The 21,845-nt window shown below is 65.7% G+C and carries 22 protein-coding genes; 7 read left to right on the top strand and 15 right to left on the bottom strand.

Going from position 1 to position 21,845, the window contains the following annotated elements; all coding sequences use genetic code 11:
• A partial coding sequence (locus tag VNQ78_RS02120; RefSeq protein ID WP_325686087.1) for a RuBisCO large subunit C-terminal-like domain-containing protein occupies nt 1–560 on the top strand: 560 nt, incomplete at its 5' end.
• On the top strand, nt 557–1,870 hold the full coding sequence (locus tag VNQ78_RS02115) for a four-carbon acid sugar kinase family protein (protein WP_325686085.1): 1,314 nt from the start codon (nt 557–559) through the stop codon (nt 1,868–1,870). The genes VNQ78_RS02120 and VNQ78_RS02115, both read left to right, overlap by 4 nt.
• Here VNQ78_RS02115 and VNQ78_RS02110 read toward each other — a convergent pair.
• The 11 genes from VNQ78_RS02110 to VNQ78_RS02060 all read right to left on the bottom strand — a co-directional run bounded on the left by VNQ78_RS02110 (nt 1,822) and on the right by VNQ78_RS02060 (nt 11,143).
• On the bottom strand, nt 1,822–3,474 hold the full coding sequence (locus VNQ78_RS02110; protein WP_325686083.1) for a hypothetical protein: 1,653 nt from the start codon (nt 3,472–3,474) through the stop codon (nt 1,822–1,824). The genes VNQ78_RS02115 and VNQ78_RS02110 overlap by 49 nt on opposite strands.
• On the bottom strand, nt 3,471–4,472 hold the full coding sequence (locus VNQ78_RS02105; protein WP_325686081.1) for a Gfo/Idh/MocA family oxidoreductase: 1,002 nt from the start codon (nt 4,470–4,472) through the stop codon (nt 3,471–3,473). The genes VNQ78_RS02110 and VNQ78_RS02105 overlap by 4 nt, the downstream gene beginning before the upstream one ends.
• Nucleotides 4,469–5,524 carry an ABC transporter permease gene (locus VNQ78_RS02100; protein WP_325686079.1) on the bottom strand — a complete coding sequence of 352 codons (1,056 nt, stop codon included), beginning with the start codon at nt 5,522–5,524 and terminating at the stop codon, nt 4,469–4,471. The genes VNQ78_RS02105 and VNQ78_RS02100 overlap by 4 nt, the downstream gene beginning before the upstream one ends.
• A complete protein-coding gene (locus VNQ78_RS02095; RefSeq protein WP_325686077.1) occupies nt 5,521–7,044 on the bottom strand; it encodes a sugar ABC transporter ATP-binding protein in 1,524 nt (507 codons plus the stop codon). Before VNQ78_RS02095 ends, VNQ78_RS02100 begins: the two co-directional genes overlap by 4 nt.
• Nucleotides 7,041–7,694 carry a DUF2291 domain-containing protein gene (locus VNQ78_RS02090; RefSeq protein WP_325686075.1) on the bottom strand — a complete coding sequence of 218 codons (654 nt, stop codon included), beginning with the start codon at nt 7,692–7,694 and terminating at the stop codon, nt 7,041–7,043. The genes VNQ78_RS02095 and VNQ78_RS02090 overlap by 4 nt, the downstream gene beginning before the upstream one ends.
• A 54-nt stretch (nt 7,695–7,748) precedes the next feature.
• The gene (locus VNQ78_RS02085; RefSeq protein WP_325686073.1) at nt 7,749–8,690 is read right to left on the bottom strand and encodes a D-ribose ABC transporter substrate-binding protein; all 942 of its coding nucleotides are present in this window, start codon (nt 8,688–8,690) and stop codon (nt 7,749–7,751) included.
• A 163-nt stretch (nt 8,691–8,853) separates the two neighbouring features.
• Entirely contained in the window at nt 8,854–9,261 is a 408-nt protein-coding gene (locus tag VNQ78_RS02080) for a cupin domain-containing protein (protein WP_325686071.1), read from the bottom strand.
• Between the two features lie 97 nt (nt 9,262–9,358).
• The gene (locus tag VNQ78_RS02075) at nt 9,359–9,829 is read right to left on the bottom strand and encodes an SRPBCC family protein (protein WP_325686069.1); all 471 of its coding nucleotides are present in this window, start codon (nt 9,827–9,829) and stop codon (nt 9,359–9,361) included.
• A complete protein-coding gene (locus VNQ78_RS02070; RefSeq protein ID WP_325686067.1) occupies nt 9,807–10,166 on the bottom strand; it encodes a metalloregulator ArsR/SmtB family transcription factor in 360 nt (119 codons plus the stop codon). Before VNQ78_RS02070 ends, VNQ78_RS02075 begins: the two co-directional genes overlap by 23 nt.
• Nucleotides 10,167–10,234: 68 nt before the next feature.
• Nucleotides 10,235–10,693: a pyridoxamine 5'-phosphate oxidase family protein gene (locus VNQ78_RS02065; protein ID WP_325686065.1), complete on the bottom strand. Its 459-nt coding sequence runs from the start codon at nt 10,691–10,693 to the stop codon at nt 10,235–10,237.
• A 3-nt stretch (nt 10,694–10,696) separates the two neighbouring features.
• Nucleotides 10,697–11,143: a hypothetical protein gene (locus VNQ78_RS02060; protein ID WP_325686063.1), complete on the bottom strand. Its 447-nt coding sequence runs from the start codon at nt 11,141–11,143 to the stop codon at nt 10,697–10,699.
• Nucleotides 11,144–11,289: 146 nt separating this feature from the next.
• On the opposite strand from VNQ78_RS02060, the gene rimO reads away from it, so the two are divergent.
• Complete coding sequence (rimO, locus tag VNQ78_RS02055) at nt 11,290–12,660, top strand: 30S ribosomal protein S12 methylthiotransferase RimO (RefSeq protein ID WP_325686061.1); 1,371 nt, start codon at nt 11,290–11,292, stop codon at nt 12,658–12,660.
• Nucleotides 12,661–12,770: 110 nt separating this feature from the next.
• On the opposite strand, the gene VNQ78_RS02050 is transcribed toward rimO, so the two are convergent.
• Nucleotides 12,771–13,121 carry a DUF305 domain-containing protein gene (locus VNQ78_RS02050; protein WP_325686059.1) on the bottom strand — a complete coding sequence of 117 codons (351 nt, stop codon included), beginning with the start codon at nt 13,119–13,121 and terminating at the stop codon, nt 12,771–12,773.
• A 108-nt stretch (nt 13,122–13,229) separates the two neighbouring features.
• On the opposite strand from VNQ78_RS02050, the gene VNQ78_RS02045 reads away from it, so the two are divergent.
• From VNQ78_RS02045 to VNQ78_RS02030, 4 genes are all read left to right on the top strand, one after another.
• Nucleotides 13,230–13,532, top strand: a complete 303-nt coding sequence (locus tag VNQ78_RS02045) for a hypothetical protein (protein ID WP_325686057.1) — start codon at nt 13,230–13,232, stop codon at nt 13,530–13,532.
• A gap of 130 nt (nt 13,533–13,662) precedes the next feature.
• A complete protein-coding gene (locus tag VNQ78_RS02040; protein ID WP_325686055.1) occupies nt 13,663–14,520 on the top strand; it encodes a sulfotransferase in 858 nt (285 codons plus the stop codon).
• Between the two features lie 79 nt (nt 14,521–14,599).
• The gene (ettA, locus tag VNQ78_RS02035; RefSeq protein WP_325686053.1) at nt 14,600–16,255 is read left to right on the top strand and encodes an energy-dependent translational throttle protein EttA; all 1,656 of its coding nucleotides are present in this window, start codon (nt 14,600–14,602) and stop codon (nt 16,253–16,255) included.
• A 127-nt stretch (nt 16,256–16,382) separates the two neighbouring features.
• Entirely contained in the window at nt 16,383–18,113 is a 1,731-nt protein-coding gene (locus VNQ78_RS02030; RefSeq protein WP_325686052.1) for a hypothetical protein, read from the top strand.
• 12 nt (nt 18,114–18,125) lie between these two features.
• On the opposite strand, the gene VNQ78_RS02025 is transcribed toward VNQ78_RS02030, so the two are convergent.
• The 3 genes from VNQ78_RS02025 to lysM all read right to left on the bottom strand — a co-directional run bounded on the left by VNQ78_RS02025 (nt 18,126) and on the right by lysM (nt 21,833).
• Complete coding sequence (locus VNQ78_RS02025) at nt 18,126–19,247, bottom strand: hypothetical protein (protein ID WP_325686050.1); 1,122 nt, start codon at nt 19,245–19,247, stop codon at nt 18,126–18,128.
• A gap of 69 nt (nt 19,248–19,316) precedes the next feature.
• Nucleotides 19,317–21,209 carry an acyl-CoA synthetase gene (locus VNQ78_RS02020; protein ID WP_325686048.1) on the bottom strand — a complete coding sequence of 631 codons (1,893 nt, stop codon included), beginning with the start codon at nt 21,207–21,209 and terminating at the stop codon, nt 19,317–19,319.
• 123 nt (nt 21,210–21,332) lie between these two features.
• On the bottom strand, nt 21,333–21,833 hold the full coding sequence (lysM, locus tag VNQ78_RS02015) for a peptidoglycan-binding protein LysM (RefSeq protein ID WP_325686046.1): 501 nt from the start codon (nt 21,831–21,833) through the stop codon (nt 21,333–21,335).
• Nucleotides 21,834–21,845 lie beyond the last annotated feature (12 nt).

The raw sequence follows: 21,845 nt of genomic DNA, 5'->3' as shown, positions 1-21,845 counted from the left end.
GCGAGGCGGGCGGCACCTGCGTCATGGTCTCGATGATCCCGGTCGGGCTCTCGGGCCTGCGCGCGCTGCGCGACCGCGCCGGGCTGCCGATCCATGGCCACCGGGCGGGCTGGGGGCTGTTCTCGCGCTCTCCCGATATTGGGATCGGTTTTCCGGTCTGGCAAAAGCTGTGGCGGTTGGCGGGCGCGGACCATCTGCATGTGAACGGCCTGGCGAACAAGTTCACCGAAGCCGATGACGTGGTGGCCGAGGCCGCGCGTTCGGTCCAGTCGCCGGTCTGCACCGGCGGGCCGGACCATGTGGCGATGCCGGTCTATTCCTCGGGCCAGACGGTCTGGCAGATGGCGCCCGCGCGACGGGTGCTGGGGAATGACGATTTCATCTTTTGCGCCGGTGGCGGCATCATGAGCCATCCGGGCGGGCCGGGTGCGGGCGTCGTCGCGCTGCGTCAGGCGGCGGAGGCGGCGCGCGACGGGATCGAGATTACCGAGGCCGCCCGGTCCCAGCCCGAGCTTGCGGCCGCGCTTTCGGCCTTCAAGCGGCCGGAGATCATGCTGTGAGCCTGCCGCCGGGCCTGCTTCTGGGCTGGTATGGCGATGACTTCACCGGCTCGGCCGCGGTGATGGAGGTGCTGAGCTTTGCCGGTCTGCCCGCGATCCTCTTCCTCGAACCGCCCGAACCCGAGGAGCTTGCCGCGTTGGAGGGCATCCGCGCCGTCGGCATCGCCTCGACCGCGCGGACATGGTCGCCGGACCGGATGCGGGCCGAATTGCCCCAAGCCTTCGCGGCGCTTGGCGGGCTGGGCCTGCCGCTGATCCATTACAAGGTCTGCTCGACCCTCGATTCCTCGCCTCAGATCGGCTCGATCGGCTGCGCGGCCGAAATTGGCATCGGAGCATGGGCGAGCGTGCTGATCGCCGCGCCGGAAATGGGGCGCTATCAGGCCTTCGGCTCGCTTTTCGCCGAGGCTTTCGGCGCGGTGCATCGGCTGGACCGGCATCCGGTGATGTCGCGCCATCCGATGACGCCGATGGACGAGGCCGACGTGGCCCTCCACCTCGCGCGGCAGACCGACCTGCCCGTCGGCTGCATCGCGCTGGCCGATGAACCCGAGGCGGCGCTTGCCCGGCTGCGGGCCAAGGGCGTGCGGCTGGTGACGCTGGATGCGGTGGATGAGGCTGGCATGGCGCGCTGCGGCCAGCTGATCTGGGACCACCGGTCCGATGCGCCCTTCGTCATCGGCAGTCAGGGCGTCGAATATGCGCTGGTCGCGCTTTGGCGGGCGATGGGATGGCTGGCCGAGGCGGCCCCGCCGCCCTCGCTGGGCCGCGACCGGCTGGCGGTAGTCTCGGGTTCGGTCTCGCCCGTGACGGCGGCGCAAATCGACTGGGCCGAGGCGAACGGATTCCAGCCGATCCCCTTCGACGCGACCAATCCCGGCCTCCCGGCGATTGCCGCCGCGGTCGAGGCGGCGCTTGCGGCGCTGGAGCGGGGGCTTGATCCGCTGGTTCACACGGCGCGCGGACCGGATGACCCCGCCGTCGCGCGCTTCAACGCCCGCTTCGGCAAGGATGCCGCTGCGAACGAGGCGGTGGGGAACGCGCTCGGTCGTATTCTGGACGAGGTGATCCGCCGCTCCGGGTTGCGGCGGGCGGTGATTTCGGGGGGCGATACCTCGGGTCACGCGGCGCGGGCGCTTGGCGTTCATACGCTGCGGGCGCTGGCGCCGACCATTCCCGGCGCGGCGATCTGCGCGGTTCAGGGCGGGCCGCATGACGGGCTGCAACTGGCGCTGAAGGGCGGTCAGATGGGCAGCCCGGATTATTTCGGCTGGGTGCGGGACGGCGGTGGCGTCAGGCGCGCGCCATAGGGGGCGGAAAGCCGCGCCTCGATCCCGCCGCCATCCTCCAGCCGCAGCCAGTCGCGGCCTTTCGCGGCGACAACGCGCCCGGCCATCCGCGCCAATGCCGCCACGACCTCTCCGACCGGCCAGAGGGTGCCGTCCGGGGCGATGATGCCGCGCGGGCCGGAAAACGCGGCCGGAACCCATGCCTCGACCCCCGAACCCGCCTGCGCGATCGCATAGCCTGCGGTAAAGGCGGCGGCGAATGGTTGCGACTGGCGGGGATCGTCGCCGGACTTGCAGACTGGCCGGCCATCCGGGTCGGGCACCCCGCGCGAACCCGAGGGGTTCTGCCTCATCCCGATCGTCGTCGGACCCAGCCGGTAGGGCCGATCCCCGACGATGGCGCGGCCCGAGCGCAGGATATGCGGGATGGTCTCCAGCGTCTGCATCACGCTTTCATCATCCGCCGCATGGACGATCGGGTTGGTGCCATGGGTCACATGGTCGAGCAGACCTACCGGCGGGTGCGTGCGGTTGAACTCAGTGAAATAACCGAACATGCCGCCGCCCAGCGGCAGGCCCGGAAAGGCGGCGCGGGCGGCGGCATAGACCGCCTCCAGCGGCGGGCGGGTGCGGGCTTCGGGCCACCAGTCCGCCGCCGGAGAGACCGCGAGGCTGGAAAGCCGCAGCCCGGCAGCGGCGACGGCCTTGGCCAGCGCCGCCATCTCGGCCCCGAGGTCGTCCGCAGAGGCCGCGACATATTCCAGATCATATTCGGCCGGAAAGGCGGATTGCAGCCGGGCATAGTCCCGCAATTCCGCCGCCCCATGTCCGTCCGTCGGATCGAAATGGCAGAGGATACGCTGCGGCCCGACCTGCCGCAGCGTCGCGACATGGGCGAGCGTCGAGGCGATCTCGGCTGGCGCGACCGCCAGCCCGATCTGCGGCATCACCGCGCCTTCGACCGAGGCGGGTGCGGATGGCGAAAGCACCGGGCCGGGACGAAAGCGCAGGGTGACGGTTTGCACGACCTCCTGACCGGCGGGCAGCAGATAGGGGCGCGGCAGGGCAGCGGGGCGGCTATAGGTCTTGAAGCTGGCATCGGACCAGTTGCGCTGGTCTTCGGTCTCGAAAACATCGCCGGTCAGTTCGCAATCGACCTCGGCGCCGCTGACGCGATGGGTGATCGCGGCGAGGTCCATGAAGGGCTGCCACGGCGCGATCAGGTCGGGAAAGCGCGTCTCCTCGGCCCGGCCATCGGAATGGACGATCCGCGCCCAGCCGCCCGCCACTCCTTCGATCGGGTGCAGGATGACGAAGCCCGCGCGGTTCACCAGCAGATCGGCCGGGGGCAGCGCCCGCCCCTCGACGCGCAGCATCCCCTCGGGCCGGGCGTCGATATGGATCGTCGTCCGCAGCCCCTCGGTCTCGGTCACGAAATCGACGCGCAGGCGGTCCGCCTCCTGCCTGACCGAAAGATCGCGGATGCGGGCGGGCAGGGTGGCCCAGTCGGGGGCGCGGACCAGCCATGCGATGCCCCGGATCGCCTCGACATCGTTCCAGCGGATGTCGCGCAGCGCCCCGTCCTCCAGCCGGAAGGACAGCGGGCCGATCGTGAAGCGGGTCATGCCTCCTCCAGCCCGACGCTGCGTTGTTCGGCAGCCGAGAGATAGGCGCCCTCGACCAGTGCCAGCGTCCTGAGATTGTCCGCGCCCGAGGTTTCCGGCGCGGTCCCCGCCTTGATGCAATCCACGAAATGCCGCTGGATCAGCAGCACGCTTTCCTGAATGTTGTGCCACGGCTTCGCAGCCCAGGGCAGGAGCGGGGGCGAGACGTCGCGCGCCCCATCCGGCAGGATCAGGCGATAGCCGGCCTCCAGCCGCAATGTCCCGCGCTCTCCGTCGATTTCCAGCAGCGTCTCGGGGAAAGTCTCGGGCGCGCGCCGGGTGGCATAGGAGCAATCGACGACCGAGGTGGCCCCGCCCTGATGCGCAAGCAGCATGGTCGCGACATCCTCGCCCCGGATGGCGGGATTGACGCGCCGCGTAGTGGCGGTGATCCGCGTCGCGTCGCCCAGGAGCGCGCGGGCGATGTCGAGGATATGGATGCCCAGATCCTGAATGATGAAACGCTTGTCCGTGGCAAGGTAAGGCTGGCCCGAGAACACGTCATAGCCCGAGCGGAAGCTGACGCGGGCAAAGAATGGCGTGCCGATGGCACCGCCGCGCACCGCCTCGATCGCGGCGCGGATCGGGGATTGCCAGCGGAAATTCTCATGCACCATCAGCGTGACCCCGGCTTGGTCGGCGGCGGCCACCATGGCGCGGGCGTCCTCCATCGTCTCGGCAAAGGGTTTCTGGCAGATGATATGAACGCCCGCTTGCGCCGCCATCTCGACCAGCGGGCGATGCGAGGCGACGGTGGTGGCGATGTCCACGAAGTCGAAGCCGCCATCGGCGAACATCTCGGCCGCGTCGCGATAGGTCCGCGTGATCCCGAAACGCGCCGCCGTCTCGGCCAGACGGGTGGGGTCGCGGTCGCAGAGGGCGACAATCTCGGCCACGCCCTGCCAGCCGTGAAGCTGGTTCTGCGCGAAGAAGCCGCAACCGATCAGCGCCCCCCTCATGCCGTGGCCGCCTGTGCTTGCAGCGCGACGCGGGCCTGAAGCCGCTGCTGCGCCTGATCAATCACCACCGCCGCGATGATGACGAGGCCCTTGATCACGGTTTGCCAGAACGAGGAGACGCCCATCATCACCAGCCCGTCCGACAGCACGCCGATGACGAAGGCCCCGACGATGGTGCCAAGGATGCGCCCGCGTCCCCCCGACATCGAGGTTCCGCCAAGGACGGCGGCGGCAATCGCGTTCAGCTCGAACGTCTCGCCGGTGGCGGGGTGGGCCGCGACAAGCTGCGAGGAGATGATCAGCCCGACCAGCGCCGCGCAGAAGCCCGAGAACATATAGACGAACATCTTGACCCGGTTCACCTTGACGCCCGACAGCGCCGCCCCGCGCTCGTTCCCGCCGACGGCATAGATATGGCGGCCCAGCGGCGTGCGGTTGGCGATATAGGCGGCCATCAGGCCGACGCAGATCAGGAGCCAGATCGAGATCGGGATGCCCAGCAGGCTGCCCGTCCCGATCAGCCGGAACGTGTCCGAGCCGTATTCGGGATTGCCGTTCAGGTTCGGGAAGGTGCGCCCGTCCGACGACAGCATCGCCGCCCCCCGCGCGACATAGAGCGTGCCGAGCGTCGCGATGAAGGGCGCGACGTTCAGCCGCGTGATCAGGAGGCCGTTGACCGCGCCGACCGCCACGCCGACGAGAATGACGATCAGGCAGATCTCGATGGTGTTGAACTGGACCGACCAGCCAAGGCCAAGGTCGATGCCGTAAAGGATGAGCCAACCCGCGACCATGCCGCAAAGCCCGACGATCGAGCCGACCGAAAGGTCGATCCCGCCCGAGATGATCACGAAGGTCATGCCGATCGCGAGGAAGGCGTTCAGCGCGACATGCTTCGACATGATGACGAAATTCGCGGCACTGAGGAAATTCGGCGCGGCGAAGGCGAAGAAGGCAAAGACGGCGATCAGCGCAATGAAGGTCCGAAGCTTCAGGAGCAGAAGCAGCAGGTTGCCCGATCCGGCTTGGCGGGGCGCGGTGGCGGTCATCATTCGGCTGGCTCCCTCGGGTGATTGTGGCCGGTTGCGGATGCAGAGATCAACCCGGTTTCGGTCGCTTCGGCGCGCGGATATTCGGCGGTGATGCGGCCATTCGACATGACGAGGATGCGATCCGACAGCGACAGCACCTCGTCAAGGTCCGAGGTGACGAAGACGATCCCCAGCCCCTCGGCCGCGAGGCGGCGCATGGTGCGGAAGACCTCGGCCTTGGCGCCGATGTCGATGCCGCGCGACGGCTCGTCCATCAGAAGGACGCGGGGTTTAGTCATCAGCGCCTTGCCGATGACGACCTTCTGCTGGTTGCCACCCGACAGGCTGGATACCGCATGTTCGGTGGAGGCGATCTTGATCCGCAGCCGCTCGACGAAATCGCGCACGCGGGCGCGTTCGGCGGCAAGGTCCATGTGGAAAAGCCGGGTGAAATCGCCAAGGCTCGACAGGCTCATATTCTCGCGGATGGCAAGGATCTGGACCAGCCCGTCATTCTTGCGGTCTTCGGGGATCAGGGCGATGCCGCGCGCGATCCGGGCGGCGACATCGCGGGCCAGCAGGGGTTGCCCATTGACGAAATAGCGGCCCTTCGCATGGCGATGCTTGCCGATGATACATTCCAGCAGCTCGGACCGGCCCGCCCCCATGAGGCCGTAGACGCCAAGGATCTCGCCCGCCCGCAGCGACAGCGAGACGTGGTCGACGGCCAGTTCCCCGCCCGCGCGGGGCAGGCAGACATCCTCGGCGCGGAACACCTCCTCGCCGAAGGGATGCTCGATCTCTTTGGCGAAATCCTTCGATGCCTCGCCGATCATGTGGCGGACGATCCATGCCACGTCGACGCCCTCCATGCTGCGTGTGCCGGTGATGCAGCCGTCGCGCAGGACGGTGATATGATCGCCGATGCGGATCAATTCCTCCAGCCGGTGCGAGATATAGACGATGCCGACGCCGTTGCGCTTCAGATCGGCGATGACCCGGAACAGGATCTCGACCTCCGCCGCCGAAAGGGCCGAGGTCGGCTCGTCAAGGATCAGGATGCGGGCGTCCTGCGCGAGGCTTTTCGCGATCTCGACGATCTGCTGCTGGCCGACGCGCAATTCGCCGACCGGGGTGTCGGGGTCGATCTCCTGCTCCAGCCGCCGCATCAGGGCGCGCGTCTCGCGCCGCTGGGCCTCGGCGTCGATGTCGATGCCCCCGCGCAGCTTCTCGCGGCCGATGAAGATGTTCTCGGCCACGGTCATGTTCGGGAAGAGGTTCAGTTCCTGAAAGACGATGCCGATGCCGTGGCGCGCGGCATCATCGGTGCCGTGGAAGGTGACGGGACTGCCATCCAGCAGGATCTGCCCCTCGGTCAATTGCTCGACCCCGGCGATGACCTTCATCATCGTGGACTTGCCGGCGCCATTCTCGCCCACCAGCACATTGACCGCGCCCATATGCAGGTCGAAATCCACCGATTTCAGCGCGATCGTGCCGGGATAGACCTTGGTGCCGTCGCGGATCTGAAGGCCGATCATCTGACCTCCAGCGTCACGGGGGTCAGCAGGATTGCCTCGCCCTTGGTTCGGATGGTGAAGGGGCCGGAAAAGGCGACGCTGCGCCCGGTCAGGTCGCCCTCGGGCAGCTTCAGGCCGGCATGGGCGTGGTCGTTCAGCGCGCGGGCAAGCTTCGCGAATTCGATCTGGTCGCGGTAATCGGTGAAGACGAGGAAGTTCAGCGAATCGCGCAGCGCGGTCCCCTTCATCACCGGGCCAAGCTGCACCGTCACGTCGCCCTTGCCATCGCCATCGGTGTCGAGGTCGAGCTTGGCCGCGCGGCTCTGGCGGTCCTCGGCCACGACCTTGCCTTCGCCCTTGGCGATGAAGTTCCACGGGCTGCCCTCGGCCGCCGGGCGGAAGCCGTAGCTTGCCGCCGCATCGGGGCCATCGACCAGCGCGGCGCGCAGGGTGGCGATGTCGGTCGCCTTCGCGGCGATATAGGGCACGACCTGCGGCTCCCAGATTTCGGCCGCGCGGGCGCTCATCCGCGCCTCGTCGCTGCCGCTGGCGGCCGTGGGTGGCGCGCCTTCGGCAGCGGGCTGCTCCGGGTCGGGGGTCTTCACGATCTTGCAGGCGGCAAGCGGCACCAGCGCCAGAAGGCACAGCGCCGTCATCATTTTCCGGGACATGCATGTCTCCGCTGGGGCAGGGGGCGGCCCGGTAGAACCGGGCCGCGTATCCGGTCACTCGGCCAGCGCGAAGGTCTCGAGCTTGCCGGCATTGTCGGCATTGATCAGGACGCAATCCATCAATTGCTTCTCGTCCTGCCCGGTCTTGCCGGTCTTGAGGTATTGGTCCGCCTGCTCGACGGCCAGCTGGGCCTGACGATAGGCGGGTTGCAGCACGGTCGCCTTGATGCCGCCCGCCTTGATCGAATCGCGCACATCGTTCGAGCCGTCGAAGCCGACGACGATCACATCGGTGCGGCCCGCCGCCTCCAGCGCCGCCCATGCGCCCATCGCCATGGTGTCATTGCCCGAGATGACGCCCTTGATCTCGGGATTGGCCTGCAGGATCGTCTCCATCTTGCTATAGGCCTCGGTCTGGGACCAGTTGGCGGATTGCTGGGCCACCATTTCCAGATCGGGATACTGGTCGATGACATCGTGATAGCCCGAGGAGCGGATGCCGGCATTGGTGTCGGACTCCTTGCCCACCAGCTCGGCATATTTGCCCTTTTCGCCCATCAGCTTGACGAATTCCTCGGCCCCGAGCTGCGCGCCCTGATAGTTGTTCGAGACGATCTGGCTGACCGCGATGCCGGATTCGGTGATCTCGCGGTCGATCAGGAAGGACGGGATGCCCGCATCCTTGGCGCGCTTGACCGCGCCCACGGTCGCGTCCGCCCCGGCATTGTCGAGGATGATAGCCTTGGCGCCGCGAGCGATGGCGGTGTCGAAAAGCTCGGACTGCTTGTTCGCGTCATCGTCATGGACCAGCACCAGCGTCTCATAGCCCATTTCCTTGGCGCGGGCCTCGGCACCCACGGCCTCGGCCTTGAAGAAGGGGTTGTCATGGCTGGGGGTGATGATCGCGATCAGCCCCTCGGCCGAGGCCGCGAAGGGCGCGGTCGCGAATGCGGCGAGCGCAACGCTCGCAATCAATGTGCGGCGCAGAATTTTCATGTGCTTCTCCCTGTTCTTGTTTCGCCGGCTGGCTTGCGCCGCCTGTGCGTCCTCTCCCGTCCGAAAGCTTGGCCGGGCAAGATCATCTTGTCAACTGGTATGACGTGCTGACCGGAGGCATGGCGAGGCCGCTCCCGACGCCCGGTTTGGCACCGGGACCGGGCTAACGGTTTTCGCGAAACCAGTCGGTGATGGCGGGCATGTTGCGCTCGAACTCGCCGGGGATGAAGACGTTCAGGATCCCGGCCCGCGCGGCCGTCCGGTTTCGGAAGTCATGCGCGACGCCCGCCGGAATGCGCAGGAATGTCCCGCGCGGCGCGTCGAGCCAGCTCTCGTCCACGAGGAAGCTGGCCGTTCCCTCGATCACATAGAAGATCTCGTCATTGGCTTCGTGCGAATGCGCGCCGGGGCCGTCCGCGCCCGGCTCCAGCCACCATTCGGAGACGCTGTAGCGCGCGCCCGTCTCCTCCTCGTCGGCCTTGAAGATCGCGGTCATCGTGCCGAGGGCGTAGCTGCGGCCCTCGCCCGGTTGCAGGCGGATGGCCGTCCGTGACGTGTCGCCGCTGCCCATGCCTTCCTCCCGATCCCGAGGACCAGTCGCAGCATAGCGCGGCAGGCCGCGATTGTCGCGCCCCCGCGCCTGGTCGCGCGAGGACGATACGTGGCGATCAGCGCCCGAGCGTCTTGGCATATTCCTCAAGCTGGTCGGCGACGGTACCCCAACCGCTGAAGAAACCCATATCCTCATGCGTCTTGCGCGCCTCGGGCGAGCGGTGGCGCGCGATGGCGGTATAGCGGGTCGTGCCGTCGCCCGCATCCTCAAGCAGTAGGATCGCGGTCATGAACGGGTCCGGGCTGGGTTTCCACCCCTCGGTATAGGCGTCGGTAAAGACCAGCTTCTCCTCGGGCACGACTTCCAGATAGACGCCTTCGTTCCGCATCTCCTGGCCTTCGACATTGAATACCGTGTTGAAGCGGCCGCCTGTGCGCAGGTCGATGTCGCAGGCCGTGACCTCATGCGGGCGGGGCACGAAGAAATGCTTGATATGCTCGGGTCTGGTCCAGCATTCCCAGATCAGGGACCGCGGCGCGGCGACGTTGCGTTCCAGTTTCAGGTCAGTCTTCGGGTCCAGTTCCATTGTCTCTCATCCTCACGAGGTTGCCGATATAATCGTCCAGCCGGTCGAGGCGCGCGGTCCAGATTTCCCGCTGCTCGCTCAGCCAGTCCTGCGCCGGATCGAAGGCATGGGGCGACAGCGCGCAGGATCGCACCCGCCCTTCCTTGGTCGAGGTGATGAGGCCCGCATCCTCCAGCCTCTGCAGATGCTTCATGAAGGAGGGCAGGGCCATTCCATGGGGTCTGGCCAGATCGGTGACGCTTGCCTCGCCCGCTGCCAGCCGGGTCAGGATCGCCCGGCGCGTCGGATCGCCAAGGGCGGTGAACAGCAGATCGAGGCGCGTGTCATGCTTAGCCATGTGGCTAAGCTACATATCGGCTCCATTCATGCAACAAAAACTTAGCTGAATGGGTAACAATCCGCCGATCAGCCCGGCCAGGCCAGATCCGGTCCGCTGCGGAAATAGGAGACGTTGTTGGTGAAGACGCTGTCCGGCTTCAGCCTGATCATGCGGCCGGTCGGGCTTTCGATGCGGGCGATGTTCTGGATGAACCACGGATTCCAGCCGTCTTGCGGCCCCAGATACTTGCCCAGCAGGCGGCGGAACAGGGCCGGGTCATTCGCCTCGATGCTGGCGCGGCCGCGCAACCCGCAATGCAGAAGGATCCCCGCCCCGGCGTCGAAATCGACGACCTCGACCGCGCAGCGCGGCTCGGCCAGCAGGCGAAGGACGGAGCTGCCGCTCTCGCTGCCCAGCATCCACAGCACCCCGTCCTCCCACAGAAACCAGACCGGCGCGTTGCAGGGCGCGCCATCGGCGGCTACGGTGGCGAGGTTCGCCATCAGCGGGCGGTCGAGGATTTCCGTGGGATCGAAGCCCTGCACCGCCTAGCGCCGGCAAAGCTTGGTCTGCGGGTCCAGCGCGACATATTGCCTGGCGCTGATCTTGTGCATCTTCAGCGAATGCTTCCACTCGCTGTTCCATTTCTGGAGGATGCCATTGCGATAATAGCGCGCCATCAGCTGATCGACGATCGGCGGGATGATCTTGGTGTTCGGGATCCGCGGCGCGTGGAAGCCGACGGTCGCATTCGGACCCAGGCAGGCATTCGGCATGGTGATGTACATGGTGCAGGCCGAACGGCAATAGCCCCGGATCTCGACCGGGCGACCGCTGGCGACCAGCTTCTCGCGATGCTGCATCGTCCTGACCACGTTGCCGCCCTTGTCATTGGTGATGATGATCGTCCTGCCCCGCTCGCTGATCTGCGCCTGAGCGGTCAGCGGGACGACGAGGGCAAGGGCAAGCGCGAGGCGGGAGAGGATACGGGTCATGGAGAACATCATCTTGACTATCATCCTTGGCATATGCCTCAGCCAACACTGCGCATGAAATGACGTTCCGGTGTTTGGCCGGTCATTGGGCAAAGCTTTGCTTGCCGCTTAACAAGCGCGGCCTTCCGCACTATATGCCGCGGATCATGAGCCAGAATCCACCCCTGTTGCGCCCCGATCTCGCCCCCAGCCCGATCTTCGACACCACGCGAAGGGACGGGCAGCCCACCATTGGCATGGTCAGCCTTGGCTGTCCCAAAGCGCTGGTCGACAGCGAACGCATCCTGACCCGCCTGCGGGCCGAGGGTTATGCGATCAGCCCCGACTACAAGGGTGCGGGCGCGGTGATCGTCAACACCTGCGGCTTCCTCGACAGCGCCAAGGCCGAAAGCCTTCAGGCCATCGGCGAGGCGCTGGCGGAAAACGGCAAGGTCATCGTCACCGGCTGCCTCGGGGCGGAACCCGAATATATCACCGGCGCGCATCCCTCGGTGCTGGCCGTGACCGGGCCGCAGCAATACGAACAGGTGCTGGACGCGGTCCATGGCGCGGTCCCGCCCGCGCCCGATCCCTTCATCGACCTGCTGCCGGCCAGCGGCGTCAGCCTGACGCCCCGCCATTACAGCTATCTGAAGATTTCCGAGGGCTGCAATCACGCCTGCAAGTTCTGCATCATCCCCGACATGCGCGGCAAGCTGGTCAGCCGCCCCGCCCATGCCGTGATGCGCGAGGCGGAAAAGCTGGTCGAGGCCGGCGTGCGCGAGCTTCTGGTGATCTCGCAGGACACTTCGGCCTATGGTCTCGACCGCAAATATGCGACCGAGCGCGGGCACCGCGCCCATATCACGGATCTTGCCCGCGATCTGGGTGGCCTTGGGGCGTGGGTCCGGCTGCATTACGTCTATCCCTATCCGCATGTCCGCGACCTGATCCCGCTGATGGCGGAGGGCCTCGTGCTGCCCTATCTCGACATCCCGTTCCAGCACGCCCACCCCGACACGCTGAAGCGCATGGCGCGCCCGGCGGCGGCGGCAAGGACGCTGGACGAGATCGCGGCATGGCGCGCCGCCTGCCCGGAGATCACGCTGCGCTCGACCTTCATCGTCGGCTATCCCGGCGAGACCGAGGCCGAGTTCCAGACCCTCCTCGACTGGCTGGACGAGGCGCAACTGGACCGCGTCGGCTGCTTCCAATACGAAAACGTCAAGGGCGCGCGGGCGAACCTGCTGCCTGATCACGTCCCCGACGAGGTCAAGCAGGACCGCTGGAACCGCTTCATGGAAAAGGCGCAGGCCATCTCCGAGGCGAAGCTGGCGGCCAAGGTCGGCACTCGCATCGAGGTGATTGTGGACAGCGTGGACGAGGACGGCGCAACCTGCCGCACCAAGGCCGACGCGCCCGAGATCGACGGCAACCTGTTCATCGACGAGGGCTTCGAGACCCTGACCCCCGGCGACATCGTCAGCGTGACGGTGGACGAGGCGGGGGAATATGATCTGTGGGGGCGGTTGGAGTAAGGGGGACCGCTGCGGGGGGGGGCGCTGTGCGGGACGAAGCGGACGTTTCTGCCTGAGTGAGAAAGCATCATGGGAAAACGGAGCCCGCAACGCAGGCTCCGTCCAGCATGTCATTCTGGCGCTTCGACACCCATGCGTTGCAGCATCTCTCTCATTTCGGCGATTTCGCCTTTCTGAGCATCGATGATCTGCTCCGCCATTTTGCGAGTTTCGGCATCCGAACCGTGTTCCAGCTCAACCTCGGCCATATCAATGGCCGACTGGTGGTGCGGAATCATCATGATCAGGAAATCCGCATCGGCATTGCCAGTGGTCTTCATACCCTCCATGGAGGACATCATCTTGTCCATCGCCGCCATATGGCCGGGCATAGCCCCTTGCATGGTATGGCCGGAATGATCTTGCGCGACGGCGGGGCCTGCCATCATGACGAGGGCTGCCAATGGTTTCAGGATATTCATGTTTGCTCTCTGTATCGGTGAATGATGGGTTCATACGGAGAGGTTGGCGATCGGTGGCCGGAATGGTGGCTTGAGGATGGTGGAGGGCAGGTTGTTCGGGACAGGGACGTGCGAAAGAAGCATCGGGATCTGCCCTGCTACGGCCTGCGCTTGGGCAACTGCGACTGCGCAGCAGATATGACTGGCGCAGACGGTATCAGCCGTTTCGCCGTGTCCGCCATCATGCAAGCCGGCGCTGATCGCCTGCATCTGCGGACAACAGGCGGCCGCAACAGTGGTCGCCCCGCCAAAGCTGGTCAGGACGATCAATATGATGGCAATGACCAATCTCATGGCTCGATCATCTATCAGAGTTTCCCTGACTGGCAGATCACGATGATGTGCCGAGTGGCCGCCATGGGCTCTGCGTGACGCTCTGCCTGCAGCATGAGCCGCTGGCCCCGAAGGATAGCAGCCGAACCACCCCCGGAAACTCCGACCTTTCCCCCCGCCCGCCACTGTCCTAACACTGTCCCGCGAACAGCGAGAGAAGGCGAAGCGGATGAACTGGAACCCGAACGGAACCCCCCGGAAGCCGGATTTTCTGGGTATCGGGGCGCAGAAGGCGGGCACCACCTGGCTCTCGCAGATGCTGTCGCAGCATCCCGATGTCTGGACGCCGCCCTTCAAGGAGGTGCAGTTCTTCAACCATCTCTTCATCGAGGAGCATCGCAGCTGGCTCGGCTGGCACTATAAGCGCGCCAAGGCCAATATCGAGAAGCGCTATGTCGCGCGCGGCGAGGACGTCCCGGCCGAGATGCAGCGCTATCTGAACCGCGTCACGCGCGAGCCGATGTTCACGAACCACTGGTACAAGACCGTCTTCTCGCCCACGCCCGAGGGCGCGCATGCGATCGACGTGACGCCGGAATATTCGACGCTGCCCGCCGAGGGGGTCGAATATGTCGCGAAGTTCCTGCCCGAGGCGAAGTTCATCTATATCATCCGCCATCCGGTCGATCGCGCGATCTCGCAGCTCAAGATGAACCTGTCGCGGGCAAGGCGCAAACCCGCCTCGGTCGAGGATTGGCTGGCCGAGGTCGAGGATCCGGTGCTGATGGATCGTGGCGATTACATGAGCTATGTGCCGCGCTGGAACGCGCATTTCGGGCCGGACCGGCTGCTCTACATGCCCTTCGGCCTGATCGCCAGCGACCCGCTGACCTTCCTGCGCCGGGTCGAGGAGTTCCTTGGCCTCAAGCCTTTCGACTACCGCGAGATGGGCAAGAAGGTCTTTCCCACCGACCGCTCGCTTTCGGTGCCGGACAAGGCGCGCGCGCGGCTGCGCGAGAAGCTGGAGGGGCAGTTCACCTTCCTCGACGAGACCTTCGGCAAGGAGTTCACGTCGCAGTTCCGCTAGGCCCGGCCTTTTCCTTTCGCCGCCACTGCACTACATAGCCGCCAAACCCATAGAGATTTCATTCGAACGAGGAACGATCATGGCCTCCTACCAGTATGTCTATCACATGGACGGGGTGTCCAAGACCTATCCCGGCGGCAAGAAGGTGTTCGAGAACATCCACCTGAACTTCCTGCCGGGCGTCAAGATCGGCGTCGTCGGCGTGAACGGCGCCGGTAAGTCCACGCTGCTCAAGGTGATGGCGGGCATGGACAAGGACTTTCAGGGCGAGGCCTGGGCCGCCAAGGGCGCCCGCGTCGGCTATCTGCCGCAGGAGCCCTATCTGGACCCGCTGCTGAACGTCCGCGCCAACGTGATGGAAGGCGTCAAGTCCAAGCAGGCCAAGCTCGACCGCTATAACGAACTGGCGATGAACTATTCGGACGAGACCGCCGACGAGATGGCGCGCCTTCAGGACGAGATCGACGCCGAGAACCTGTGGGATCTGGACAACCAGGTCGACATCGCGATGGAAGCCCTGCGCTGCCCGCCCGATGACGCCGATGTCGAAACCCTCTCGGGGGGCGAGCGTCGCCGCGTCGCGCTCTGCAAGCTGCTGCTTGAAGCGCCCGACATGCTGCTGCTGGACGAACCGACCAACCACCTGGACGCGGAAACCATCGCCTGGCTGCAAAAGCACCTGATCGACTACAAGGGCACGATCCTGACCGTGACCCACGACCGCTACTTCCTCGACGACATCACGACCTGGATCCTCGAGCTGGAGCGCGGCCGGGGCATCCCGCATGAGGGCAACTATTCGTCGTGGCTGGAAGCGAAGGCCAAGCGCGTCGCGCAGGAAGCGCGCGAGGACAAGGCCAGGCAGAAGGTCATGGAGAAGGAGCTGGAATGGATCCGCGCCGGGACCAAGGCCCGTCAGGCGAAATCCAAGGCCCGGATCGCCGCCTATAACAAGATGGCCGACGAATCGGTCAAGGATCTTGTCGGCAAGGCCCAGATCGTCATTCCGCATGGCCCCCGCCTTGGCGGCAAGGTGATCGAGGTCGAGGGCCTGAAGAAGCACATGGGCGACAAGCTCCTGATCGAGAACCTTTCGTTCAGCCTGCCGCCGGGCGGCATCATCGGCGTGATCGGCCCCAACGGCGCCGGCAAGTCGACGCTGTTCAAGATGCTGACCGGCCACGAGGAGCCCGATGAGGGTTCGATCGTGATCGGCGACACGGTGAAGATGTCCTATGTCGACCAGTCGCGCGACACGCTCGACCCCGAGAAGAACGTCTGGGAGGAGATTTCCGGCGGGGCCGAGATCATCGAACTGGGCGACGCGCAGGTGAACAGCCGCAACTATGTCGGCTCGTTCAACTTCAAGGGCGGCGACCAGCAGAAAAAGGTCGGCCTGCTCTCGGGCGGTGAACGCAACCGCGTCCATATGGCGAAGCTGCTGAAATCGGGCGGCAACGTCCTGCTGCTCGACGAACCGACCAACGATCTGGACGTCGAGACGCTGCAGGCGCTGGAGGCCGCGATCGAGAATTTTGCCGGCTGCGCGATCATCATCTCGCACGACCGCTTCTTCCTCGACCGGCTCTGCACGCATATCCTCGCCTTCGAGGGCGATGCCCATGTCGAATGGTTCGAGGGCAACTTCGAGGATTACGAGGCCGACAAGATCCGCCGCCTCGGCCCGGATGCAGTCGAGCCAAAGCGCGTGAAATACAAGAAGTTCACCCGCTGACAATCAAGGGCCGCCCGGTTGGGCGGCCCTTTTTCCTTGCCGCAGGCCGGTGCATTCCCGGTTTATTCTTCCAATGAAAAACAACCATAGGTAGAGTTCTCGTGTCGAAGTGGCATGGGGGCCGAGAATGGGCAAGAGCAGATTTTCCGAACTGAACCAGGACATCAAGCTGGTGGTCTGGGACCTGGACGAGACCTTCTGGCAGGGCACCCTCTCGGAAGGCGGCGTCAAGGCGGTCGCGGCCCATGTGGCGATGGTGCGAACCCTGGTCGAACGCGGGATCATGTGTTCAATCTGCTCGAAGAACGATTTCGATGCGGCGCGGGCGAAGCTCGTCGAACTCGGCGTATGGGAGATGTTCGTCTTTCCCCATATCGACTGGACCCCAAAGGGCGCGGCGGTGCAGACGATCCTGAAGCGCATGGGCCTCCGGCCCGAGAACGCGCTGTTTCTGGACGACAATCACCTGAACCTCGAGGAAGTCCGCTATTTCTGCCCCGGTATCGCCTGCGCCGATGCAAAGGGCGTGACGAATGGCGCGGGCCCGGACCTGTCGGCGCTGCTCGACCTGCCGCAATGCCGGGGCAAGGAGGACTGTGAGTTGAGCCGCCTCTCGCAATACAAGCTGATGGAGGCGCGCGAGGCCGACCAGATCTCCGGCGGGCTCTCGAACGAGGAGTTCCTGCGCCAATCGGGGATCGAGGTCAGGATCATTACCGATCTGGATGGCCACATGGACCGGGTCATCGAACTGATCAACCGCACCAACCAGCTGAATTTCACCAAGCAGCGCGTCCATGACGACGCCCAGCGGGCCGAGCTGGACGCGCTTTTGCGCATCCCCGGCGTCCATGCCGGGCTGGTCGAGGTCAGGGATCGCTATGGCAATTACGGGATCGTCGGCTTCTTCTGCATCCGCACCCGCTTCAGCGGCGCGGTGATCCATCATTTCGCCTTCTCCTGCCGCACGCTGAACATGGGGGTCGAGCAATGGGTCTGGGCCCATCTGGGCCGACCGGAGATCGAGGTGGTCGGGCCGGTCGCGAACGGCCTCGATGCGCCGGCCAAGGTCGACTGGATCCGTCAGGTGACTGAATTCGGCCAGCCTGAAACCGCCGGGTCGGGCCGCAGCCTGATCCTGGTCGGCGGCTGCGACCTGCAACAGGTCTCGTTCTATTGCGGTGTGCAGCGGACCGAATTCGTGAACAAGCAGGACGATCAGGGGGTGATCGTGCGCTATGACGATGCGGGGTTCCTGCTCAACCCCCGCGACCCCTCGCTGGCGCAGAACTGGGTCATGCAGAATGTCGCGGGCCACAGCCTGAGCGATCTTCTGGCGGCGGATGAGGGGTTTGCCACCTCTGACGTGATCATCCTGTCGATGTTCTTTTCCTTTCACACCCAGAACATGTTCACGCATGAGGGGATGCAGCAGCCGGACCGCTATCTCGTCACCATTCCGCCGAAGCGGCTGGCGGCGCTGACCCGCGACCCGCGCCTGTCGATCAGGATGCTGCGCGCGCTGCGCCACCTCAGGCTCTCGCTGGAACAGCGGCTGGACCTGATGCGCGCGGCCTTTGGCCGGGTCCATGGGCTGAAGCGCAAGGATGCGCGGCTTTTCGTGCTGGGCGTCTCGTTGAAGGGCGAGCAGGCCGAGCGGACGATCGAGGACCGGCAGGCCTATAACCGCATGTGCCGCGACTTCTGCCTCGCCCATCCGGGGGCCGAGTTCATTGATGTGGATGAGGTCGTCCCGGCGGGCGAATTCGTCGACAGCGACCACTATACCCGCACCGGCTATTTCCGCATTGCCGAGCGGATCAACATGGCGGCGGAGGGCTTGCGGCAGGCAGGCTGAGCGGATGCGGGCCTAGCCCCGCGCCATTGGCTGCCAGGGCAGGTCGGCCGGGGTATCGGCCCGTTCCTGCGCCCGGAAGCCTTCCCAGATCCCCGCCTCGCCGGTCGGGCCGGACGCCTTAGCCTCTGCCCTTCGCTCTTTGCCGCGCCGGGGGCGGGGGCTTCGGGAAATCAGCCCGGCCTTGATCGCGCGCTGCTGGATCTGGCGGGCGAGCGGGCTGGCTTCGGTCCCGCCGAGCGCCGCGACCAGTCGGGGGATCAGCCCGGCACGCCTCCGCTCGATGATGCGGTTGGCCAGACCGTTGACGAACCACGGCATGTTCCGGCCCTGCCTGCACGCGGTCTGAAAGCTCGCAGGGGTCAACTCGTCCGCCACGGCCTGCCGCATGATGGTCGAGAGGATGCCCGCGCGGCGCAGGAAAAGGGCCGATTTATGCCCCGAATAGCGGGCAGGAAGGGGGATCGCGTTCGGCGCGTCGAAGCGGCGGACATGGCGGCCGTCGGCGTCGAAATGGGGGTCGTAGACCAGCCAGACCTTGCGGGCGCCGCGGCTTTCCTCGGCGCCGTCGGCGAAGGGTCCGCTCCAATCCGCTTTGCGCCCGATCGAGAAGCGCTGCTCCCATGGGACCAGCTTCTTGCTGAGCGTCGACTGGGGCGAGAAGGCGATGACATCGCAGCCGGGTACCAGCGAGGCGAAGGCGCAGGCCGCATAGCCCCCCATCGAGGTTCCCGTCATGGTCACGCGCCGGAAGCGGCGGAACAGCCCGGCATCGGCCAGCCGCCGCATCTCGGCGAACAGCGCCTCGTCCCTGAACCAGCTGGGGCGGAAGGCCAGCACGCCCAGCTGCGACCAGCCGTTCCGGGCCACGAAGTCATAGCCCCAGGGGTTGCGGTCCATCGCCTCGTCCCGGGCCGAGGACAGGTTATCGAAGCTGACCAGCAGGTGATCGGTGCTGCGCTCGGCCAGCAGGACGGCATGATCGCCGAGGGACTGGTAGAACCCCCGGCCGGAGTTGCTGCGGAAATCGACCAGCCATTGCGGCGCGCGGGCGGCGGAAGGGGCGGGCGGTTCGGACGGCTCACCGTCCAGATCCGCCTCGTCCTCGTCTTCCCTAGCATCAAGCCTGACCAGCACCCGATAACCCTCCGAAGTCGTTGTTTCGGAAGGCTATCAGGAAATTCCCTCAATGCAACTATAGGTTGATTAGTCTTTTACCCATTCCCACGGACGGGTGAATTGGCCCATGCATTCGGCGACGATGCTGTCCTCGACCTCGCTCAGGCGGACCAGATGTGCGACGAGGCCGCGCTTCTTGTCCTCGATGACCTCGGCGACCTCGGCCGGGATGCCGGCCTTGGCCAAGGCCGCGCTATAGACGCGCTTGATCGCCAGCTTGCGCAGGTCGGGCTTGAAGATCTTGCCCACAGCGGTCTTGGGCAATTCGACCATGATCTCGATATGCTTGGGGATCGCGGCGCGCTCGTGGATATGCTCGCGCGCGTGTTTCGTCAGTTCCTCGATGCTGACCACTGCGCCGGGGACCAGCTCGACATAGGCGCAGGGCAGCTCGCCCGCGAAGCTGTCGGGCTGGCCAATCGCGCCGACAAAGGCGACCTTGGGATGCGAGAGCAGCGCGTCCTCGATCATGGCGGGGTCGATATTGTGGCCGCCGCGGATGATCAGATCCTTGGCCCGGCCGGTGATCCACAGATAGCCGTCGCCGTCCAGCCGCCCCAGATCGCCGGTGCGCAGGAAGCGGCCCTCGGCGAAAAGCTCCTGGTTCTTGTCGGCCTCGGTATAGGTCGAGCCCTCGAACACGCCGGGGCTGGCGATGCAGATTTCGCCGATCTCGTCGGTCTGGCATTCCTCATAGCCATCGGGGGTGCGGCGCAGGATGCGGACATGGGTATAGGGGAGGGGCAGGCCGACCGACCCGACCTTCTTCAGCCCGTCGATGGGGTTGCAGGAGACGAGGCAGGTCGCCTCGGTCAGGCCGTAGCCCTCGGCGATCTCGACCCCGGTGGCGGCCTTGAAGCGGTTGTAAAGCTCGATCGGCAGCGGGGCCGAGCCGGAGATCGCGGTCCTCAGCGAGGACACATCGGCATCGACCGGGCGGTTCATCAGGGCCGAGATCGCGGTCGGCACGGTGATCAGGAAGGTCGCCTCCCACCGCTCGATCAGCTTCCAGAAATTCGCGAAGACCCCTTCGCCGCGATAGCCCGCAGGCGTCGGCATCACCAGTTGCGCGCCCGAGGCGATGCAGGACATCAGGACCGGATAGGCCGCGAAAACGTGGAACATCGGCAGCGGGCACATCAGCACATCCTGTTCGGTGAACAGAAGCCGCGAGCCGAGCCAGCCGTTATAGATCATCCCCGACTGCTTGTGCTGCGCGACCTTGGGCGTTCCGGTGGTGCCGCCGGTGTGGAAATAGGCGGCGACGCGGTCGCCCTCCGGCTCGTCGAAATTCAGGCGGTTGTGGCGCTGCGCGCTCGCGCAGGCCTCGAAATCGAGGTATTTCGCCTCGTTATGGACGGTCAGCTTGGGACGCAGGAAGGGGATCGCCAGCCGCTTCAGCCCGGCGAGGTTCGGGCGCAGGTCGACCTGCAGCACCGCCTTGACATCCGGGGCCTGGGCCACCGCATCGGCGACCTTCTGGGCCACGTCGGATTTCGGGAAGGGCTTCAGCGTCACCACGACCTTGGCCCGCGTCTCGCGCAGGATGCCCGCGATCTGCTCGGCATCGAGGAGGGGGTTGATCGGGTTGACGATGCCCGCCGTCGCCCCGGCCAAGAGGACGATCGGCGTTTCAAGCGTGTTGGGCAGCAGATAGGCCACGACGTCACCCGGACCGACGCCCAGCGACCGGAAGAGGTTCGCGGTCTCGGTCACGCGCTCATGCACCTCGTTCCAGGTCAGCGTGCGCGCCTTCGATTTCGGGTCCGAAAGAAGCTGGAAGCCGATCGCGGGACGGTTGGGAAAACGGTCGCGGGTCCGGCTGAGCATCTGGTAGACAGAAGTTGGCAACTCCCTCTGCTCATAAGGCATCTCGGCCTCGACCGCATTGCGGTCAGCGGCAGTTGCGAACTTGGCCATGACTTCTCCTCCCAGTCGTCCGTCGGGCGCCCCCTTGGCGTCGAAGAATGTGCCAGAAAACATCGTCCGGGCAAGGGGGAGGCCCCCGCCCGGAGCGGATCGCAACGCAGCGTAAGCCGGGGGTTAACCCTGCGGAATGCGCAGGGTCTGGCCGGGATAGATCTTGTCGGGATCGCTGAGCATCGGCTTGTTGGCCTCGAAGATCTCGGGGTAGCGGCTGGCCTTGCCCAGATAATGCGCGGCAATCTGCGAGAGCGTCTCGCCCTTCTTCACGGTATGGAACAACGGGGGCTTCGCATCGGCCGCCGGGGTCGCGCCGGGTTCCTCGGCCAGTTCGACGCGGGCGATGCCCTTGATGTTGCCAAGCGCGAGGATCAGCTTCTCGAGCGTTTCCTGATCGCGGGCCTTGCCCTTGACGATCACCGTGTCGCCGCCGCGCAGCGTCAGATGGACGTCCTTGGCGGTCAGGCCCAGATCGGCCAGTTCCTTCTTCAGCGCCGCGACCTTGCGGTCGGTGTCGCTTTCGGCCGGGGCCTGTGCCGCCGGAGCGGGCGCCTCCGCCGCCTTCGCCTCCGATCCGAAGACCGATTTGCCTGCGTCCTTCACGAAATCCCAGATAGCCATGTTCCACCCTTT

The organism is Paracoccus sp. (in: a-proteobacteria), from assembly GCF_035556475.1.
Classification (GTDB): Bacteria; Pseudomonadota; Alphaproteobacteria; order Rhodobacterales; family Rhodobacteraceae; genus Paracoccus.
The sequence above is the reverse complement of the archived record's forward strand: the minus strand, read 5'-3'. Positions and strand labels throughout refer to the sequence as shown.